At 58.6% G+C, this 19,786-nt stretch carries 21 protein-coding genes; 19 read left to right on the forward strand and 2 right to left on the reverse strand.

Annotated features, from left to right (window positions below):
* Positions 1–3 precede the first annotated feature (3 nt).
* Entirely contained in the window at positions 4–1,110 is a 1,107-nt protein-coding gene (gene sppA, locus HXW73_RS06890; RefSeq protein WP_186255501.1) for a signal peptide peptidase SppA, read from the forward strand.
* On the opposite strand, the gene HXW73_RS06895 is transcribed toward sppA, so the two are convergent.
* Entirely contained in the window at positions 1,098–1,712 is a 615-nt protein-coding gene (locus HXW73_RS06895; protein ID WP_186255502.1) for a Maf family protein, read from the reverse strand. The genes sppA and HXW73_RS06895 overlap by 13 nt on opposite strands.
* Before the next feature lie 155 nt (positions 1,713–1,867).
* Between HXW73_RS06895 and HXW73_RS06900 the strand changes: the two genes are divergently transcribed.
* From HXW73_RS06900 to HXW73_RS06970, 15 genes are all read left to right on the forward strand, one after another.
* Positions 1,868–2,395, forward strand: a complete 528-nt coding sequence (locus tag HXW73_RS06900; protein ID WP_186255503.1) for a YceD family protein — start codon at positions 1,868–1,870, stop codon at positions 2,393–2,395.
* Positions 2,396–2,429: 34 nt separating this feature from the next.
* Positions 2,430–2,600: a 50S ribosomal protein L32 gene (gene rpmF, locus HXW73_RS06905; RefSeq protein WP_186255504.1), complete on the forward strand. Its 171-nt coding sequence runs from the start codon at positions 2,430–2,432 to the stop codon at positions 2,598–2,600.
* Between the two features lie 42 nt (positions 2,601–2,642).
* Positions 2,643–3,665, forward strand: a complete 1,023-nt coding sequence (gene plsX, locus HXW73_RS06910; RefSeq protein ID WP_186255505.1) for a phosphate acyltransferase PlsX — start codon at positions 2,643–2,645, stop codon at positions 3,663–3,665.
* 131 nt (positions 3,666–3,796) lie between these two features.
* Positions 3,797–4,756, forward strand: a complete 960-nt coding sequence (gene fabD / locus HXW73_RS06915) for an ACP S-malonyltransferase (RefSeq protein WP_186255506.1) — start codon at positions 3,797–3,799, stop codon at positions 4,754–4,756.
* 55 nt (positions 4,757–4,811) lie between these two features.
* Positions 4,812–5,555: a 3-oxoacyl-ACP reductase FabG gene (gene fabG, locus HXW73_RS06920; protein WP_186255507.1), complete on the forward strand. Its 744-nt coding sequence runs from the start codon at positions 4,812–4,814 to the stop codon at positions 5,553–5,555.
* A gap of 124 nt (positions 5,556–5,679) precedes the next feature.
* A complete protein-coding gene (gene acpP / locus HXW73_RS06925; protein WP_008956801.1) occupies positions 5,680–5,913 on the forward strand; it encodes an acyl carrier protein in 234 nt (77 codons plus the stop codon).
* Between the two features lie 197 nt (positions 5,914–6,110).
* Positions 6,111–7,349 (forward strand): beta-ketoacyl-ACP synthase II, encoded by a 1,239-nt coding sequence (gene fabF / locus HXW73_RS06930; protein ID WP_186255508.1) that lies wholly within the window; start codon positions 6,111–6,113, stop codon positions 7,347–7,349.
* Between the two features lie 6 nt (positions 7,350–7,355).
* Positions 7,356–8,159 (forward strand): aminodeoxychorismate lyase, encoded by an 804-nt coding sequence (gene pabC, locus HXW73_RS06935; protein WP_186255509.1) that lies wholly within the window; start codon positions 7,356–7,358, stop codon positions 8,157–8,159.
* Positions 8,160–8,180: 21 nt separating this feature from the next.
* The gene (mltG, locus tag HXW73_RS06940; protein ID WP_274600600.1) at positions 8,181–9,191 is read left to right on the forward strand and encodes an endolytic transglycosylase MltG; all 1,011 of its coding nucleotides are present in this window, start codon (positions 8,181–8,183) and stop codon (positions 9,189–9,191) included.
* 24 nt (positions 9,192–9,215) lie between these two features.
* Complete coding sequence (gene tmk / locus HXW73_RS06945; protein WP_186255941.1) at positions 9,216–9,869, forward strand: dTMP kinase; 654 nt, start codon at positions 9,216–9,218, stop codon at positions 9,867–9,869.
* Positions 9,860–10,846 carry a DNA polymerase III subunit delta' gene (locus tag HXW73_RS06950; RefSeq protein WP_186255511.1) on the forward strand — a complete coding sequence of 329 codons (987 nt, stop codon included), beginning with the start codon at positions 9,860–9,862 and terminating at the stop codon, positions 10,844–10,846. The genes tmk and HXW73_RS06950 overlap by 10 nt, the downstream gene beginning before the upstream one ends.
* Before the next feature lie 18 nt (positions 10,847–10,864).
* Positions 10,865–11,200 carry a PilZ domain-containing protein gene (locus HXW73_RS06955; protein WP_186255512.1) on the forward strand — a complete coding sequence of 112 codons (336 nt, stop codon included), beginning with the start codon at positions 10,865–10,867 and terminating at the stop codon, positions 11,198–11,200.
* Between the two features lie 19 nt (positions 11,201–11,219).
* Positions 11,220–12,065, forward strand: coding sequence for a TatD family hydrolase (locus tag HXW73_RS06960; RefSeq protein WP_186255513.1), 846 nt, complete (start codon positions 11,220–11,222; stop codon positions 12,063–12,065).
* A 39-nt stretch (positions 12,066–12,104) separates the two neighbouring features.
* On the forward strand, positions 12,105–12,680 hold the full coding sequence (locus tag HXW73_RS06965; protein WP_186255514.1) for a DUF1285 domain-containing protein: 576 nt from the start codon (positions 12,105–12,107) through the stop codon (positions 12,678–12,680).
* On the forward strand, positions 12,677–14,863 hold the full coding sequence (locus tag HXW73_RS06970; RefSeq protein ID WP_186255515.1) for an ATP-dependent helicase: 2,187 nt from the start codon (positions 12,677–12,679) through the stop codon (positions 14,861–14,863). The genes HXW73_RS06965 and HXW73_RS06970 overlap by 4 nt, the downstream gene beginning before the upstream one ends.
* Before the next feature lie 66 nt (positions 14,864–14,929).
* Here the strand turns inward: HXW73_RS06970 and HXW73_RS06975 are convergent, their stop codons facing one another.
* Positions 14,930–16,594: an electron transfer flavoprotein-ubiquinone oxidoreductase gene (locus HXW73_RS06975; protein WP_186255516.1), complete on the reverse strand. Its 1,665-nt coding sequence runs from the start codon at positions 16,592–16,594 to the stop codon at positions 14,930–14,932.
* A gap of 428 nt (positions 16,595–17,022) precedes the next feature.
* On the opposite strand from HXW73_RS06975, the gene HXW73_RS06980 reads away from it, so the two are divergent.
* The 3 genes from HXW73_RS06980 to HXW73_RS06990 all read left to right on the forward strand — a co-directional run bounded on the left by HXW73_RS06980 (position 17,023) and on the right by HXW73_RS06990 (position 19,592).
* Positions 17,023–17,772 carry an electron transfer flavoprotein subunit beta/FixA family protein gene (locus tag HXW73_RS06980; protein ID WP_186255517.1) on the forward strand — a complete coding sequence of 250 codons (750 nt, stop codon included), beginning with the start codon at positions 17,023–17,025 and terminating at the stop codon, positions 17,770–17,772.
* 70 nt (positions 17,773–17,842) lie between these two features.
* Entirely contained in the window at positions 17,843–18,769 is a 927-nt protein-coding gene (locus tag HXW73_RS06985; RefSeq protein WP_186254242.1) for an electron transfer flavoprotein subunit alpha/FixB family protein, read from the forward strand.
* Between the two features lie 211 nt (positions 18,770–18,980).
* Positions 18,981–19,592: a superoxide dismutase gene (locus HXW73_RS06990; protein ID WP_186255518.1), complete on the forward strand. Its 612-nt coding sequence runs from the start codon at positions 18,981–18,983 to the stop codon at positions 19,590–19,592.
* The last annotated feature ends 194 nt before the right edge of the window (positions 19,593–19,786 follow it).

Below are 19,786 nucleotides of genomic sequence, written 5' to 3' on the forward strand. Positions count from 1 at the left end.
ATGATGAAGGATGATGATTCGCGCAGCGACATGGAAAACGAGACATCGCCATCGCCCGAGCAGCAGAAGATAGAAGATCGTTGGACCCAGGGCTCCGAAGTGCCCCCGAAAAAGGGGAATGAGGAGGCGGGGCAGCCTGGTGACGACGCTGATACGCTGCGTGAGCGCCAGCGATTGGCGCAGATCGAGATGATGGATCACTGGATTGGCGGTGTGCTGGCAGAGCAGCGGCGCTCGCGTCGCTGGAAGCTGTTTTTTCGTCTATTGATGCTGAGCCTGTTCGCGGTGGCGCTGGGGCTGGGTATATACCGGTTCTACGCCCCATCGGAAGCGACGCCCGCTGCACCACATCTCGCCAGGGTGGATGTTAATGGCGTGATCGCCGAGGACGCGCCAGCCAATGCCGAACGTATCATTGAAGGGTTGCGCAACGCTTGGGACGCCGACAGCGCCGAGGCCATCGTGCTGCACATCAACAGCCCAGGCGGCAGTCCTGTGCAGTCACAGCGCATTTATGCGGAGATCATGCGGCTGCGCGAGTCGGGCGATAAACCCATTGTGGCCGTCATTGAAGACATTGGTGCCAGTGGTGCTTATTACATCGCGGCGGCGGCTGATGACATCGTGGCATCCCCGGTGAGTCTGGTCGGTTCGATTGGGGTGATATACGCCGGTTTTGGCCTGGAAGACGCCATTGAACGAGTGGGTGTCGAGCGACGTGTGCTGACGGCAGGCGATAACAAGGCGTTTCTCGACCCCTTCCAATCGTTCGATGAGGAGGATGAAGCGTTTTGGCAGAGTGTATTGAACAGTACCCACCAGCAGTTTATTGATGATGTGAAAGCGGGGCGCGGTGATCGCTTGAGCAATAACGACGATGTGTTTAGCGGTCTGGTATGGAGTGGCGAGCAGGCCCAGGCGCTGGGGCTGGTCGACCAGTTGGGTAGTATCGATGATGTTGCCCGTGAGTACGGCGATGAGGCTGAGTGGCAAAACTACACGCCGAGCCTGGACCCGTTTGATCGGCTGACCCGGCGCTTCACTCAGACGGCCGCTCAACTACTCGGGGTCGATACATCCCCTTCACCGCTGCGCTTTCAGTCTCCCTGAAGAAGGTTGGTGTCGAGCGGGTCGAGGCCCGCTTGGCGCAGCATGTCGCAAAGGGCGATCAAGGGTAAGCCCATCAGGGCGTTGGGGTCGCGCCCCTCGAGGCGTTCGAACAGAGCGATGCCCAGGCCCTCCATGCGAAAGCTACCCGCGCTATCAAGCGGCTGCTCTTTAGTGACGTAGACGCTTATTTCCTCTCGGCTTAGCTGCCGGAAAACCACCTCGAAGGGCTCTACGTGAACCCTGTGGGACTGGTGTCGGGTGTCAAGCAGGGCTAAGCCGGTAAGGAAGGTCACCCGTTGGCCGGAAAAGCGGTTGAGATTGTGTTCGGCGCGCTCGCTGGTGTGGGGTTTGCCCAGTATATCACCCTCGAAGACGGCAACCTGGTCAGAGCCGATGATCAAGTGGTCGTTAAACCGGTCAGCCACGGCGTTGGCTTTGCTTAACGCCAGTCGATGGACTAACCGATGCGGCGTTTCATCCATGTGCGGTGTTTCGTCTATGTCGGGGGAACAGCATTGATAAGGCAATTGCAGGCGGTCGAGCAGTGCGCGGCGCGAACGCGAACTTGAAGCCAGCACCAGCGCCGGTGTTGCGTTAGACATGCGATTTTCCTTCGTAAGGTAAGTGGCTTTTGCAGTCAATGGGCGTGATGGGTTCCCAGTTTACCCAAACTTGGGGCTTATCCTACCGCGCGACCACAAAGAATTGTGTCCTTGGCTTTGACACCAGCATGGGGAGTGCCTATCATTGCGCGCCTATGTTGACCTCACAACTCCCCAGCCGGGTTGAGCCTTATAAGCTTGCAGCCCGCCGCGAACGACTCGAAGGCCTGGTAGCGCTTGATAAGCTGCCACGCCTCGCCGAAGAAGCCGGACTCCAATCGGGTGACTGTCACGTCGTGCTCGAATTTGGTGTCGATGCTCAGGGGCGACGTGAGATTCGTGGTCATATGCAAGCGACACTGGCGCTGCCTTGCCGCCGTTGTCTGGAGCCGCTCAGCCAGCACGTCACCAGCGACTTCCTGTTAGGGATGGTCGCCGATGAAAGCTTGGCCGGAGAGCTGCCAGCCAGTCACGAGCCGGTGCTGGTGGAACATGAACAGCTGGACTTGCTGACGGTCGTCGAGGATGAATTGATCCTCAGTCTGCCCCAAGTGGTTTACCACGAGGAAGCAGAGTGCCATGTTTCGGCAGAGCAACTGGTCAGCAAGACAGAAGGTGGGGAGCAGGAAACAACCCCCGCCAATCCTTTCGCGGTGCTTAGCACGCTGAAAGGCAAGAAGTAAGCACCCATAATCCGACAGACCCTGGAGTACTCCCATGGCAGTTCAAAAGAACCGTAAAACTCGTTCCAAGCGCGGTATGCGTCGTAGCCACGATGCGCTGAGCGCCCCGACGCTGTCTCAAGACAAAGAAACCGGCACCACCCACCTGCGTCACCATGTTTCGCCGGATGGTTTCTACCGCGGTCGCAAGGTAGTTGACGCGTAAAGCGTCTTTACCGATCGATACGACTAAACGAATGGGTGCTTTGTGCGCCTAGCAATTGATGTGATGGGGGGCGATCAAGGTCCTCACGCGCTGATTGAAGGGGCTGCCAGGGCCGTTATCGATACCCCTGGCCTAGAGCTTATTCTGTTTGGTCCGCATCAGCAGATCAGTGCTGAACTTTCGCGTTTGCCGCGGCCTTTGGCTGCGGCAACGTCACGTTTAGCGGTCCATGATGTGGCGCAAAGCGTTGCCACGACGGCGACGGCTGCCTGGGCATTGCGCCGCGGGCAGTCGACCAGTATGGCGCAAATGCTGCGTTGCCTTGCCCAGGGTGATGCCCAGGCGGGTGTCAGCGTTGGCAATACAGCCGCCTTGGTGGCGTTGGCCCGGCGAGAGCTGGGCATGCTGGCGGGTATGTCGCGTCCGGCTATCAGTACGGCCATTCCGTCGCGCTGCGGGCGGCGCTGCTATCTATTGGACCTGGGCGCCAATGTTGACTCGCCTGCGAGCCGTCTGGTTGAGTTTGCCCTGATTGGCGCGGCAATGGCAGAGCAGGTGGATGGCATCGCGCGGCCACGCGTGGCGTTGCTCAACGTTGGTGCCGAGTCAACCAAAGGTAGTGCCAGCGTGCGCGAAGCCGATAGGTTGCTTCAAGAATCGGCGGACAGCTTGCCGTTTGCCTATCTTGGTTATGCCGAGGGCGGCGATATCTTTCAAGGCGAGCTGGATGTGATTGTCTGTGATGGTTTTGCGGGCAACGCCGTGCTCAAAGCCAGTGAGGGTTTGGCTGGTATGCTGGTCGAACGGGTGCAGCAGGCGTTTGCATCACGCCTGAGAGGGCGCCTGGCGAGCTGGGTTGCCAAGCCTGTGTTAAAGCACTTAAAGCAAGAACTGGATCCGGTACGCTACAACGGTGCCAGCTTACTAGGCTTGCAGGGTATTGTGGTGAAAAGCCACGGTGGTACCCGGGCAGATGGTTTTTACTATGCCATTCGCCGCGCGATGCAGGAGGTTGACCACAACCTGCCCGAGCGGCTTGCCAAGCGCTGGTCCTTTAATGAGTAGCGACTGTTTTATGATGCAGTGATGATGTCACTGCATCGCACGTTAGCGGGTTGTGTCGAGCAGCAGGATTTGCCCATAACCGCGTCTATCGCTCAACTGAGCAAATGCCTACAAGAGCAAAGGTGAACGACATGTCTCAACCCCTTGCCCTCATTTTCCCCGGGCAGGGCTCTCAGCAGCTTGGAATGCTGCGCGAGCTTGCCGAACGCTATAGCGTGGTGGGAACGACCTTCGAGGAAGCATCGGATGCGTTACGTTACGACTTATGGAAAGTCGTTCAAGAGGGGCCAGAAGCCTCGCTAAACGCTACCGAATGTACTCAGCCAGCGTTACTGTCCGCTAGTATAGCGATATGGCGTGTCTGGCAAGAGCTGGAGGGTCCGCGCCCGACGGTCATGGCAGGGCACAGCCTGGGTGAATACAGCGCCATGGTGTGCGCAGGCGTGCTCGGGTTCGCCGAGGGCGTCAAATTGGTGCGCCTTCGCGGTGAGGCCATGCAGCACGCAGTGCCCGCAGGAGAAGGCGGTATGGCCGCCATTCTGGGGCTCGATAACGCTTCTGTGGAGGCCGCATGTGCCAGTGCGGCGCAAGGGGAAGTCGTTTCAGCCGTTAACTACAATGCCCCAGGCCAGGTAGTGATCGCGGGCGGCAAGACGGCCGTTGAACGGGCGATTGTGGCGTGTCAGGAAGCGGGCGCCAAGCGGGCGATGCCGCTACCGGTTTCCGTGCCTTCGCACTGCCATCTCATGCGCCCTGCGGCAGACCGCCTGGCGGCGGCGATGCAGGAAATTGAACTGCGTCCGCCGCGCTACACGGTCATTCAAAACGTAGACGCCGAGGCGCATGCTGACGTTGACACGCTGCGCACGCGACTGATTGAACAACTTTATCAACCCGTGCGCTGGAGCTCCTGTGTTGAGGTGATGGCCGCTCAGGGGGCTAACGTGTTTATCGAATGTGGCCCGGGTAAAGTGCTGACCGGCTTGAATAAGCGTATTGTGCGTGGCAGTAAAAGTCTCGCGGTCAACGATCCCGATAGCTTGGATGCTGCACTTGAGTTGGCCCGCGACGCGTTGGCGGATGATGCATGATAAGTGGTGATTTTCCGCTACCCTTGCTTATTTACATGGTGAAAGGCATTACCTTATGACCCAAGAACGTAGAGTAGCGCTTGTGACTGGTGCCAGTCGTGGCATCGGCCGGGCAGTCGCTTACGAACTGAGCCGCCAGGGACGTATTGTCGTTGGTACAGCGACGAGCGATGCTGGTGCGGCCAAAATTGATGCCGAATTCGCGGATCAGGGCATTGAAGGGGCTGGCTTATGCCTTGATGTCACCGATCAGGCGAGCATCGATGATGTGTTGAAAACCATTGCTGAGCGGTTTGCCGCGCCGACTATTCTGGTCAACAATGCCGGTATCACCCGCGATAATTTATTGATGCGCATGAAGGAAGACGAGTGGGATTCGGTGATGGACACCAATCTCAAATCTGTCTACCGGGTTAGCAAGGCGTGTCTGCGAGGGATGACCAAGGCGCGTTTTGGGCGTATTGTATCGATCAGTTCCGTGGTGGCGACCATGGGCAACTTGGGCCAGACTAACTACGCGGCGGCCAAGGCTGGCATGGAAGGCTTTAGCCGGGCGCTGGCCCGTGAGGTTGCCTCGCGGGCCATTACGGTCAACTCGGTGGCACCGGGGTTTATTGCCACTGACATGACCGAAGCGCTACCTGAAGCACAGCACGAAATGCTGCTTAAGCAGATTCCGTTGGCGCGCCTGGGTTCGCCGGATGAAATTGCCGCTGCAGTGGGATTTCTGGCCAGTGATGCGGCAGGATATATCACCGGCGAGACGCTGCATGTTAACGGCGGCATGAATATGCGTTGATGGCCTTGAGTTTGGCGGTTGCGTCAGCTCAAGGGCGTCTATAAACTACCCCGCAGCTTTTGGCTTGCGGTTCCCAAATAGCTGGTTTTCCAAAACGGCTAATGTGAATGACTGGAGTACGTTGATGAGTACTATTGAAGAGCGCGTAAAGAAAGTAGTGGCTGAGCGCCTGAACGTTAAAGAAGAAGATATCCAGAATAGCTCTTCTTTTACTGAAGACCTGGGTGCTGACTCGCTTGACACAGTTGAGCTCGTCATGGCGTTGGAAGAAGAATTCGATACGGAGATTCCGGACGAAGAAGCCGAGAAGATCACCACGGTTCAAGAAGCCATCGACTACGTTAACGCCCATCAGTAAGGGTTAGTTGATGCATCGAACCCGGGTAGGTGGCTTGATGTCTACCCGCATTAAAAAGCCGTCCTTCCAGGGGACGGCTTTTTTGCTTTGCGGTCGCACTGAATATAACGTTCAATCTCCGTTATACTGGCGGCAACTTTGACGACTGATAATGACTCACAAGGGTCGAGTCACCATGGATGCCTGGAGGAAGGTTGATGGCGCGAAGAAGGGTAGTGGTAACCGGGTTAGGCCTGGTGACCCCAGTTGGAAATACGGTCCAGGAGTCGTGGGCCAACATCGTGGCCGGGCAGAGCGGTATCGCGCCGATTGAGCATTTCGATACCAGCGGCTTTAACACACGGTTTGGCGGGTCGATCAAGGATTTTGATATCAGCCCGTATCTGAACCCCAAAGATGCCCGCAAGATGGATCTGTTCATCCAGTACGGCATGGCCGCGGGCGCTCAGGCGATTCAGGACTCAGGCCTTGAGTGTACCGAGGCCAACGCTGACCGTATTGGTGTGGCGATCGGGTCCGGGATTGGCGGGTTACCCATGATTGAGCACAACCACGATGCGCTCAATAAAGGCGGTGCGCGTAAGATCTCGCCGTTTTTTGTCCCAGGGTCCATCATCAACATGATCTCGGGCAATATGGCGATTCAGCACGGCTTCAAAGGGCCCAATATTGCGATCACCACGGCCTGTACCACGGGGACGCACAATATTGGCTACAGCGCGCGTACCATCGCCTATGGCGATGCCGAAGTGATGGTATGCGGCGGTGCGGAAATGGCCACCACGCCGCTTGGCCTGGGCGGTTTCGCAGCCGCCCGTGCGCTGTCGACCCGCAATGATGACCCGCAGGCTGCCAGCCGTCCCTGGGATGCTGACCGTGACGGTTTTGTGTTGTCAGATGGAGCCGGCGTGCTGGTGCTTGAGGAATTCGAGCATGCCAAGGCCCGCGGCGCAACCATCTATGCGGAACTGGTGGGTTTTGGCATGAGCGATGACGCTTATCACATGACGTCGCCACCTGAAGACGGCAATGGTGCCGCGCTGTCGATGAGTAATGCCATCAAGGACGCGCAGATGAATCCTGCCGAGGTGGATTACATCAATGCCCATGGAACCTCAACGGCATCGGGCGATCTGGCTGAAAGTCGAGCCGTCGAAAAGGTGATGGGGCAGGCGGCTCAGCAAGTGGCCGTCAGTTCGACCAAGTCGATGATTGGTCACTTGCTGGGCGCTGCTGGCGCGGTGGAAGCGGTGTTTAGCGTGTTGGCTATTCGTGACCAGGTGGCGCCGCCCACGATTAATCTGGACAACCCGCAGGAAGGCTGCCGTCTCGACTACGTACCGCACACGGCTCGTGACATGCGAATCGATGTGGTGCTGTCGAACTCCTTTGGCTTTGGCGGGACCAACGGCTCATTGCTGTTCAAAAAGGTGTAAGCCGGTATGAGTCAGCCCTGGGTACCTTTTGACGACCGCGGGCTGGCCTACGGCGACGGCGTGTTTGAAACCGTCCTGCTGCGCGACGGTCAGCCGGTGCTTTGGCAGCAGCATATGGAGCGGTTGCAGGCGGGCTGTCAGCGTTTGAAGATCGACCCGCCGTCGCAAGCCGCTTTGATGGCCACCTGGCAAGCGACACCCGATGCCGAGTGGGAAGTGCTCAAGATTATCGTCACCCGGGGGAGCGGTGGTCGTGGCTACGCGACGCCTGACGTGGAAGTGCCTCGTCTTATTAGCCGTCGTGTGCCCTTTCAGCCGGATCCGTCGGCCTGGGCGCAGGGTATCAGCGTGCGTATCTGTTCGCTACGTCTGGCGCGGCAACCCCGCCTGGCGGGTATTAAACATCTCAACCGTCTTGAAAACGTGCTGGCTCGCCAGGAGTGGCAGACAACCGACTACCGTGAAGGCCTGTTGGCCGATAACCACGGCCTGGCCGTGGAAGCCACCAGCATGAACCTGTTTTGGGAACAGGGCGGGCGCATCATGACGCCAGAGCTTGACCAGTGCGGCGTTGAAGGTACGCTTCGCGCTGCGCTGATTGACGCGCAACTCGTATCAACCGCCGAACTGGCGATCGATGAGGTCGCGGCGGTTGATCGGCTGTGGCTGGCAAGCTCGGTGCAGGGCGTATGGCCGGTCAATGCGTTGTGGACGGCTCAAGGCGCCCCCCTTCGTCACTGGGGGCCGCCCGGGCATGATCCCTTGCAAGCCGTGGCCCACCCGTTGCTCGGTTACCCAGCAACGCCTTAACGTATTGAATATTGAGGTCTTATAGTGAAACGCTTGGTGGTGGCACTGGCCGTGGTGGTGATGGTTGGCGTTGCCGGTGTCGCCGGTGGTTATGTTTATTGGCAGCAGCGGCTTGATGCGCCGCTGGCGATTGATGAACCCACGCTGTATCAAGTGCCTTCTGGCGCCGGTCTCAACCGCGTGGTCGGTGATCTTGAGGCGCAAGGCATTATTGAGGATGCCTGGGCTTTCCAACTGATGACGAAACTGCAGCCGGAGGATTTGCCGGATTTGCGCACGGGGGAATACCTTTTCGAGCCTGGCATTACCGGCATGCAGCTTTTGGCACTGCTCGACAGTCGTGACGTCGTGACGTATCCGCTGACCTTTCCTGAGGGGTGGACCTTCGCCCAGATGCGTGAGCAACTGGCAACGGCTCCCAAGCTTGAACAGCGCACGGTGGATATGAGCGATGAGGACGTCATGGCACTGCTTGATCGTGAGGGGACCTATCCGGAAGGCTGGTTCTTCCCCGATACCTATCGCTATCACCTGGGGATGAGTGACGTTGATATCCTGCGTCAGTCGCTTGACCGTATGGAGCGCATACTTGAAGAGGTATGGGCCGAACGTGACGACGACCTGACCATCGACTCACCCTATGAGGCGCTGATCATGGCCTCGTTGATCGAACGCGAAACCGGGGCGCCTGAAGAACGGCGTGAAATCGCGGGCGTTTTCAAACGGCGGATGGAGAGCGGCATGCGACTGCAAACCGACCCGACGGTTATCTATGGAATGGGGGAGCGCTATGAGGGTCGGATTACCCATGCCGATTTACGCGAGGCCACGCCCTACAACACCTATGTGATCGATGGGCTGCCGCCGACGCCAATCGCGATGCCGGGGCGGGCCTCGCTGGAAGCGGCCGTGAACCCTTTGCCGGGGGATACGCTGTATTTTGTCTCGCGGGGCGACGGCACCCATAAGTTCTCGAGCACGCTGCGCGAGCATAACAACGCCGTGAATCGGTATATCCGCAACCGTGACTAATATTACCCAAACCCAGAGGCCATGATGACGAAGCGCGGTCGCTTTATCACCCTAGAAGGCGGTGAAGGTGTAGGGAAATCCACCAATATGCAGTTCGTGGTGGCCTGGCTGGAAGCTCAGGGAATCGAAGTGGTGGCCACCCGGGAGCCGGGGGGAACGCCTCGGGCAGAAGCGATTCGCCAACTGTTGTTGGACCCTGCCCCCGAGGAGTGGCTGCACACCGATGCCGAGCTGCTGCTCATGTTTGCCGCCCGCGCCCAGCACCTGGCCGAAAAGATCCTGCCTGCGCTGGCGCGAGGCGCCTGGGTGGTGTGTGATCGCTTCACCGACGCGACATATGCCTATCAGGGTGGCGGCCGGGGGATTCCGGTCGAGCGTATTGAAGCGCTTGAGGCATTTGTGCAGAAGGGGGTCGCGCCGGATCTGACGCTATTGCTGGATATGCCCCACGGTGCTGCCAAGCAACGCCTTGAATCACGCCTGCGCGACCAGCACACTCAGCGAGACCGGTTTGAAAAGGAGCAGGCAGACTTCTTTCAGGCCGTGCGTAATGCCTATCTGGCGAGGGCCGAACAAGCGCCCGAGCGGTTTGCCCTGATTAACGCCCACCAATCCCTGACGGAGGTCCAGTCAGATATCTGTGACACCCTGGCCCGGCGAGTCGCGTTATGGGACTGAGCGGTGTGCTGCCCTGGCATGCATCGACTTGGCAGCAGTTAGGCCAACTGGCGGACACCGGGCGGATGCCCCATGCGCTGCTTTTCAGCGGCGAGCATGGCGTCGGCAAGCAACGCCTGGCGGAGGCGCTGATTGCCCGAACGATGTGTGCCACCCCTGGGGAGCAGGCCTGTGGCCAATGCCGTAGTTGTCAACTGCTGGCCTCCGGCTACCATCCCGATTTGCTGCGCATTTCGCCGGAAGAAGGCAAGCGCCAGATTCGCATTGATACCATTCGTGACGTCAATCGCTTTGTCTCGCAAACCGCGCAGCAGGGGGGCTATAGGGTCATCGTTATCTCGCCTGCTGAAGCCATGAACGTGGCCGCTTCAAACGCGCTGTTGAAAAGCCTGGAAGAGCCGGGCGATCGAACATTATTTATCCTGTTGGCGGACGTGCCGTCGAGAGTGCTGCCGACCATTCGCTCGCGCTGTCAGCAGTGGCCGCTACCCAGCGTTGCTTTAGCCGATTGTCTGGGCTGGCTGACTGAGCAGTTGGCAAGCGAGGACGAAGCGCGCTTCTGGTGGCAGGTGTCGGGAGGGTTGCCGTTAAGCGCGGTCGAGCTGGCTGCCCCCGAGGCGCGCGCCTTGCGTCAGCAGCTGCATGACTGTTTCGAGCAGCTGGTGCGGGGCGGGGAGCCGGTGTCGGAAGCCGCGCGATTAGACCGTCAGGCGATAGATACGATTTTATGGTACGGTATCGCCTGGCTTGAAGACCTGATCAGGCTGGGGCTGTCCGGCTCCACCTCCTCCCTGCGCAATCCCGATTTACTTCCGCTTTACCGTCAAGCGGTGAAAAATGCCCGGGTACGGGACTGGTTTAAACTGCTGGACTATGCCCGCGAGCAGCGCCGCTTGCTCGCCGTTGGTGCCAACCCCAATCCGCAGCTTGTGCTGGAAGCGTGGCTGGTGCGCTGGTCGGCATTACTCCGCTCCTAGACCGAATGACGAGGTGTTATGGCAACGCAAAAAGCGCTTTCCCTCACGGTGCCCGATGTGCCCACGTTACTGTCTGCCTATATGCCTTTTCTCGATCGTGGCGGCATGTTCATCCCCACACGAAGCCACTATGATCTGGGCCAGACCGTCTATTTACTGCTGACGTTGCCAGGGGAAAGTGAGCGCCTTTCGCTGAGTGGCGAGGTGATCTGGGTGTCTCCCGACGGTGTCAGCGGTCGGCGCATGCCGGGGATCGGCATCCACTTCCACGCGCAGGATTATCGGGTGCGTGACCGTATTGAAACCCTTCTGGCGGGGCAGTTGGACAAAGCTGCGCCCTCATTTACTCTTTAACGCCCACCACGAGAGCGACATGTTTGTTGATTCCCACTGTCATCTGGACCGCCTATCCGACGCCACGCACAACGGCAACCTCGCGGCAACGCTCGAGGCTGCCCGCAGCGCCGGCGTTAACCAGTTTCTTGCCATCTCCGTGACGCTTGAGGACATGCCCAGGCTTGCCGACATCGCCAGAGCGCACGAGGACGTCGTGATATCAGCGGGACAGCATCCTCTCCATGACGCACCGGTCGAACCCAGTGTCAGCGATATCCAGGAGGCTGCCGAGCAGTTCGGTGCGGTGGCCATCGGCGAGACGGGCCTTGACTACCATTATGCTGACCGCGTGCCGGTAGCGGTTCAGCACGAACGCTTCAAGCGCCACTTGATCGCCGCCCATGAGCTCGAATTGCCCGTGGTGGTGCATACCCGCGATGCCAAAGAAGATACCCTGGCCTTGCTGCGTGAACACAGCGACCCGCGAGTCGGGGGCGTGCTCCACTGCTTTACCGAAGATATCGAGATGGCGCGTGACGCCGTGCGATTAGGCTTTTATATTTCGTTATCAGGGATTGTCACCTTCCGCAATGCTGAGTCGCTGCGCACCCTGGCGTGCCAACTGCCGCTTGACCGGCTGCTGATCGAAACCGATAGCCCCTATTTGGCACCGGTGCCGTATCGTGGCAAACCCAATGAGCCTGCCTGGGTGGTTGAAGTGGCTGAGTGCATTGCCGAGGCGCGTGGCATCAGTGTTGATGAAGTCGCCATGCAGACCACGGCCAATTTCTATCGGCTATTTCGTAATGCCGTCCCCGACGCCCCCGAACAGGTTCAGCAAGCGTTGTCAGAAGCGGGACTATTGGCTAAGACGAGTGGTTGAATTATTAGCTAAGCAGGCGAGCCAGGGCGAGGTAATACGATGAACATAGACCGATTGCTCGATTATCGTCAGGGTGCTTCCAGCATACCGCCACTCGATGACTGGCAGCCCGCCTTGTCAGGCGATATGGATATACGCATCGATGCCCAGGGTGGCTGGTGGCACGAAGGAGCGCCTTTTGCCCGTGCCAGCGTCGCGCGTTTGCTGTCGACCTTGCTGCGTCATGATGCCGAGGGCTATTGCCTGGTCACGCCTATCGAACGCTGGCGTATTCAGGTGGACGACCGGCCGTTGGTCGCCGTGGAAGCCGATTTTCGTGACGATGCATGGTGGTTGACCACGCAGTTTGACGACGTTGTGCGTCTAGATGCCGAGCACCCCTTGACGTTGAGCGAGACGCCCCAGGGAGACCAAGTGCCGGAAATTGCCGTACGTTTCGGGCTGGCAGCGAGGCTGCATCGTCATGTTTACTACCAGCTCGCCGATGTCGCCGAATTACGCGATGAAGGGGCCGGTAGACAGGCGCTGAGTGTCTACAGCGCCGGTCACTGGCACCCCATCGGCTATCTTGAAGGGCATGAGCTGGATGGGTTATCGCCCGGCGAGGGGTCGTGAAGCTAACCGCTGAACAGCAAGCCGTCATTCATCACGCCCAGGGGCATGCCCGCGTAGCAGCGGTGGCCGGCGCCGGTAAAACCACCACCATGGCAGCACGTGTTCACCACCTGCTCGCCCGCGGTGTTCCGCCCAAGCGCATTCTGGTGCTGATGTTTAATCGTTCCGCACGGGAAGATTTTCAGCGTCGGTTGGCAAGTATGGCTCCCCCTGGCCAGGCGCTACCTGACGTTCGTACCTTCCATTCGCTGGGTCATCGGCTGACGCAAAGCCTGTGCCGCTGGGGCGTTCTGGATTCGCGTCGACTGTTGTCGGCGGAATGGCAGCTGGAGCGTTTGCTCCGCCAGGCCAGCCTGAATGTGCTCAGCGATGCCGTTGAGCGCCGTGATGCGGCGCTGGAAGGCGACCGGCTCGAGACGCTGGCCCACTTTTGTGGTCTGGTTAAAGCCGAAATGCTGACGCCAGAAGCGCTTTTTGATCGTCTCAATTACGACCCCGATACCGATTATTTTCCCGCCGCCTTCAACGAGGCCGAGCGCCTGCTGCGTAGTGAAGGCGTGATGACCTATGCGGATTTGCTTTACCGTCCGCTGCAAGCCCTCGAGGCCGATAGCGCCTTACGTAGCCGGGTAGAGGGTTTTCTGGACCACGTCATTATCGATGAGTATCAGGATATCAATGCGGCCCAGCAGCGCCTGCTGGCTGTTCTGGCGGGTAAGCGGGCATCCGTCATGGCGGTCGGTGATGCCAATCAGTGTATCTACGAGTGGCGCGGCGCGCGGCCTGATACCATGCTGGAAAACTTTACCGCCACCTTTGGTGAAGCGACCGATTACCCTCTCTCGACCACGTTTCGCCACGGCCACGCCCTGGCGCTGGCGGCCAACCATGCGATTGCCGCCAACCAGCGTCGGCCGGACCAGCTATGTTTGGCAGCGGCCCACAATCCGGATACCCGCTTGTCAGTGGGGCAGGGCGGACGACAGCTGCTGGATGCGTTGATCGACTGGCAGGCGCAGGGCCGCGTGTTAAGCGACGTGAGTCTCCTGGTGCGCAGTTGGGCGCTTTCGGTGCCGTTCCAACTGGCGCTTTTGCAGGCTGGCATCCCCTTTCGGCTGGCCCGCGAAGACCGCTTTGTGTTTCGCCTGCCGCTGGTGCAGGCGTTGGCCGGGTATTTAAAACTTTCCCGTCGCCCGACATTGCTGCAAGACCCCGAACAGCTCACCTTGCTGCTCGCCCAGCCCACGCCATTCGTGGCCCGCGAGCGCCTGCAGCGGCTGGCCCAGCAGCTCGCCAGCCGTCAAGCGTGGCCGGAAAATCACGATCCAGTGCTCAGTGATTTAAAACCCATCCAGCGGCGCACGCTGAAAAAACGCTGGGCGTTGCTGTGCGAACTGCCGCAACTCAGTGCATGGCCGCCAGCCAAGCTCTTGCAGCACGTCGTGGATACCATCGAGGCCGAGAAAACCCTGAAGCGCGCCGCAGCCCGGCGCGATAAAGGCGAAGAAGACGTGCGCTTGCTGGACGTGCTTATTGAGCAGGCGCAAAGCGTTTCAGACCCGGATGCGTTTATCGAGTTGTTGGAGCGCCCGGTAGAGAATCAAGCCGCGGGGGTGCTGATCAGCACCGTTCACGGCGCCAAGGGGCTTGAGTGGCCCTTTGTTGCTGTTGCGGGGGTCAATGAGGAAGATTTTCCTTATTACAGCCGGGATAACCCGCTCACCGACGACCGTCTGGAAGAAGAGCGGCGGCTGTTTTATGTCGCGATCACGCGCTCGAAAGAACAGTTGCTTGTGCTTCACGACGGCGGGGCGCATCGGCCCAGTCGCTTTATTACCGAAAGCGCCTGGCAGGACAGCATGCAGGTCGCCGCCTGCCTGGCAAACGACAACACGCCATCGTCGGCGCTGACAGTCACGGCGCCATCCCTCGTGGGACGTTACCTGAGCCAGCTTGGGCGTGATGACATTGAGTTGGCCGCGCCCGAGGTTCAAGCTCCCCAGGCGGCCTACACCGCAAGCGCGTTCTATCCCGGCCAGCGGTTGCACCATGCGGTGTTCGGCGAAGGCGAAGTAGCCACCGTGGAAGGTAACCCAAGCGACCCGGTGATCGATGTGCGCTTTGATCAAGCGGGGCGGCGACGGCTGATCGCCAGCCGTGCACCCATCGAGCGGCTGGCCTGATAAACAAAATGCCCCATCACTGGGGCATTTAGGTTTATTGATATGCGTGGTGTGTCACCGCGACCGCTACATATTCGGGTAATTGGGACCGCCGCCGCCCTCCGGTGCTACCCAGGTAATGTTCTGAGCAGGGTCCTTGATGTCGCAGGTCTTGCAGTGGATGCAGTTCTGGAAGTTGATCTGAAAGCGAGGCTCGCCCTGATCATCTTCGACGACTTCGTAGACACCTACCGGACAGTAGCGCTGCGCGGGTTCGGCGTACTTGGGCAGATTGTCGCGAATCGGTAGGTCAGGATCGTCCAAGCGAAGGTGGCAAGGTTGGTTTTCTTCGTGATTGGTGTTGGACAGGAACACCGATGAAGGTTTGTCGAACGATAGCTTGCCGTCGGGTTTGGGGTAGTCGATTTTCTCGCACTCGTCGGCGGGCTTGAGAGCCCCGTGATCGGTGGTCGTATCGTGAAGGTTGGGGAGCTTGTTGCCCAATAGCTGATTGGCAAAATTATACGCGCCGCCGCCAACAGTGCCGTATTTATGAATGGCCGGGCCGAAGCTGGCGCTGTCTTTCAGCTCTTGATACGCCCAGCTGGCTTCCCATTTGTCGGTGAAGCTCGTCAGCTCCTGGGCGCCTTCGTCGCCGCCTTTGATCGCTTCAAACACGCTTTCTGCCGCCACCATGCCCGACTTCATGGCGGTGTGCAGACCCTTGATCTTGGCAAAGTTGAGCGTGCCGGCATCGCAGCCGATGAGCAGGCCGCCTGGGAAGGTCATTTTAGGCAGGCAGTTAAAGCCGCCTTTGGTGATCGCCCGGGCACCGTAGGCGACACGTTTTCCGCCTTCCAGATATTGGCTGAGCACCGGGTGATGCTTCATGCGCTGGAATTCGTCGAACGGTGACAGCCAGGGGTTCTGGTAACTCAGGTCCATGATCAGCCCGACCACCACCTGCTGGTTTTCAGCGTGATAGAGGAACCAGCCACCATGCGCATTGTTGTCCAGCGGCCAGCCGGAGCCGTGCAGGACGACGCCAGGTTCATGCTTGTCGGCAGGCACGTCCCAAAGCTCCTTCAGGCCGATGCCGTAGTGCTGTGGGTCGCGCCCGGCGTCGAGGGAAAAATCCTTGATCAAGCGTTTACCGATATGACCACGAGCGCCTTCGGCAAACAGGGTGTATTTCGCACGCAGTTCCATGCCGGGCATGTGACCATCTTTTGGCGAGCCATCGGCGGCCACGCCCATGTCGCCGATCAGAATGCCGCGTACCGCATCGTCTTCAACGATGGCTTCCTGGGCGGCAAAGCCCGGGAATATCTCCACGCCCAAGGCTTCTGCCTGCTCTGCCAGCCAGCGGCATAAATTGCCGGCACTGATCACGTAGCGGGTAAGGTCGCCGCCGGTGTTATGCATGCTCTTGGGCACCAGGGCGTTGGGCAGTTTCTGCGCCTTGTCAGCATCTTTCAGCAGGTAAACATCATCGCGGATGGCGGGCGTATTGAGCGGCGCGCCGCGCTCTTGCCAGTCAGGAAACAGTTCGTTGAGGGCGCGGGGTTCAAACACCGCGCCGGACAGAATATGCGCGCCGACTTCCGAGCCTTTTTCAACCACGCAGACGGTCAATTCCTGCTCCGCGTCGTTGGCCTGCTGCATTAGACGGCATGCCGCTGCCAGTCCTGATGGGCCAGCCCCGACGATGACCACGTCAAAGTCCATCACATCGCGTTCAACGTTATCCACCTGGTGTCTCCTTACTCTCATAAGGGCCATTGTTTACAATGACTAGCGATTGGGAACTAGCTTATAAAAACATGGCCTTAATTTTAAACGGTCGTTTGCTTCTGGTTATCCTTCATAATAGGCATAATACCTGTGTAAGGTCACGCCTACGATGCTAAATGGCGATTTCATATTTAGCGATTGTGACCGGCGGCTCATCTATTGATGGGGATTCGACCAAGGCCGTAAGCAACTCCTATTGTTGCAGGCAGGTAGGCTATGGCAAATTAAAAAGGTTTTTTATTTGCACGCCTATCAAACGCTCGAATGAATTTTATGCGGACAGCCTTTCCAGGGGCCGCAATGTGATATCCGGAGCTTCTCAAGGTGCCTGCCAGGTGGGTGCCATCCAGGGTTAACGGCTTCACCACAAGCCAAGCGAGGAACCTATGAAAGTACTTGTCGCGGTGAAACGCGTCATCGACTACAACGTCAAAATTCGTGTCAAAGCGGATCACTCGGACGTCGACCTGACCAACGTCAAAATGGCCATGAACCCTTTCTGCGAAATTGCCGTGGAAGAGGCCGTGCGCCTGAAAGAGAAGGGCGTCGCCACGGAAGTGGTCGCTGTGACGGTCGGCCCCAAAGCGGCCCAGGAACAGCTGCGCACTGCGCTTGCGCTGGGGGCAGATCGCGCCATTCATATCGAGACTGACGAGCGCGCCGAATCACTGGCGGTGGCCAAGCTGCTGGCCAAGGTGGTCGATGAAGAGCAGCCGGGCATGGTCATCCTCGGCAAGCAGGCCATCGACACCGACAATAACCAGACCGGCCAGATGCTCGCCGCGTTGACCAACCTGCCCCAGGGCACCTTTGCGTCAGAGGTAGCCGTCGACGGTGACAAGATTCACGTGACGCGGGAAATCGATGGTGGCCTGCAGACGATTGCGTTGACGCTGCCAGCGATTGTCACGACCGACTTGCGCCTTAACGAGCCGCGCTATGCCAAGCTGCCGGATATCATGAAAGCCAAGAAAAAGCCCATGGACGTGAAGACCCCCGCCGATTACGGTGTCGAGGTGGCCTCCAAGGTGAGCCTGGTGAAAGTCGAATCCCCCGCCGAACGCAAGGGCGGTATCAAAGTGGCCTCGGTCGACGAGTTGATCGACAAACTGAAAAACGAAGCCAAGGTTCTTTAAGGTCGGTTCTTTACCCCCCGTACTTTGAGACAAGTTCTTCGAGACAAGCGCTTTGAAAGGAGCTGATTTTATGAGCATTTTGGTACTTGCCGACTTGCACGAAGGCCAACTGGCCGGGGCCACGGCCCACGTCGTGGCGGCGGCTAAAGCCATTGGTGGCGATATCGACGTTCTTGTCGCCGGTGAAGGCGTCAAAGCCGCGGCCGAGGCTGCCGCCAAGCTCGACGGCGTGAGTAAAGTGCGCGTCGCGGATAACGCCGTTTACGCCCACCAGCTCGCTGAGCCCATGGGCGCGCTGCTGGTCGAACTGGTTGATGGCTACACCCACGTGCTGGCCAGCGCCTCCACCACCGGCAAAAACGTGCTACCGCGCCTGGCGGCCTTGAAAGATGTCAGCCAGCTTTCTGATGTTCTCGCCGTGGATAGCGCTGACACCTTCAAGCGCCCGATTTACGCCGGTAACGCCATTGCGACCGTCAAGAGCGACGACGCGCTGAAAGTCATCACCGTGCGTACCACCGGCTTCGATGCCGTGGGCGACGGCGGCAGCGCCCCCATCGAAGCCGTTGATACCGTGGTCGACAACGCCCAGTCCAGTTTCGTCAAACAGGAACTGGCCGAGTCGGACCGCCCGGAGCTTGGCGGTGCCAAGGTCGTCATCTCTGGCGGTCGCGGCATGGGCAATGGCGAGAACTTCAAGCTGCTCGACGGCATTGCCGACAAGCTGGGGGCGGCGATTGGTGCCTCCCGCGCCGCAGTTGATGCCGGCTTTGTCCCCAACGATATGCAGGTCGGCCAGACCGGCAAGATCGTTGCCCCGGATCTGTATATCGCCGTGGGGATCTCTGGCGCCATTCAGCACCTGGCGGGCATGAAAGACTCCAAGGTGATCGTTGCGATCAACAAAGATGATGAAGCACCCATCTTCCAGGTCGCCGATTATGGCCTGGTGGGCGATCTGTTCGAGATCCTCCCGGAGCTGGAAAGTAAGCTGTAACCATCTGAAATAATAGAACTTAAAGCCGGCTTCACACGAAGCCGGCTTTTTTATATGGGCTGGGTTAGATAAACTGCCCTTAGTTGACTAAAATACTGGGGCAAAAGCGAAATCAGCCCCTTGCGGTTGAAAAAGCAATGAGGTGACCATACCTAGTTATTGAAACCGAAGATTGCTGAACGCAAGAAAGCCACTGAAGGAGATGATCAATATGGCACATACACTTCCAGAGTTACCCTACGCGTACGATGCGCTTGAACCGCACATTGATGCGATGACCATGGAGATCCACCATTCTCGTCACCACAACACCTATGTCACCAACCTGAATGCCGCGCTGGAAGGCACCGGGCTTGAAGATGTCCCGGTGGAAGAGCTCGTGTCCAACCTGGACCGTGTTCCGGAAGACAAGCGTCAGCCCGTTATCAACAACGGTGGCGGCCATGCCAACCACTCCATGTTTTGGCAAATGATGTCGCCTAACGGCGGCGGTCAGCCACAAGGTGGTGTTGCCAAGGCTATCGATGCTGAACTTGGCGGCTTTGAAGCCTTCCAGGAAGCGTTCAAAAAAGCAGCGCTTGGTCGTTTCGGTAGTGGCTGGGCTTGGTTGTCCGTAACGCCTGAGAAAAAACTGGTCGTTGAGAATACATTGAACCAGGACAGCCCGCTAATGCACGGTAATACCCCGGTGCTGGGTCTGGATGTCTGGGAGCATGCGTACTACCTCAAGTACCAGAACAAGCGCCCCGACTACGTCGCCGCTTTCTTTAACGTAGTGAACTGGGAAGACGTTGAACGTCGCTACCAAGCGGCTATCGCTTAACCCCTATTCGCGCTACGTATGACGCCACTTGATGGCGTCTGCTCAAAAACCGCCTCCTTTATCAGGGGGCGGTTTTTTTTGCGGTCTTGAATAGTATTGGGCAATAGCTGTCAATATCCTGTGGATGAAAAATACCACATATGCTTGAATTGATTTTCTGATGGTCTATATATAGTATGCGTTGTATCTTCTAG

Source organism: Halomonas sp. SH5A2 (assembly GCF_014263395.1).
Classification (GTDB): Bacteria; Pseudomonadota; Gammaproteobacteria; order Pseudomonadales; family Halomonadaceae; genus Vreelandella.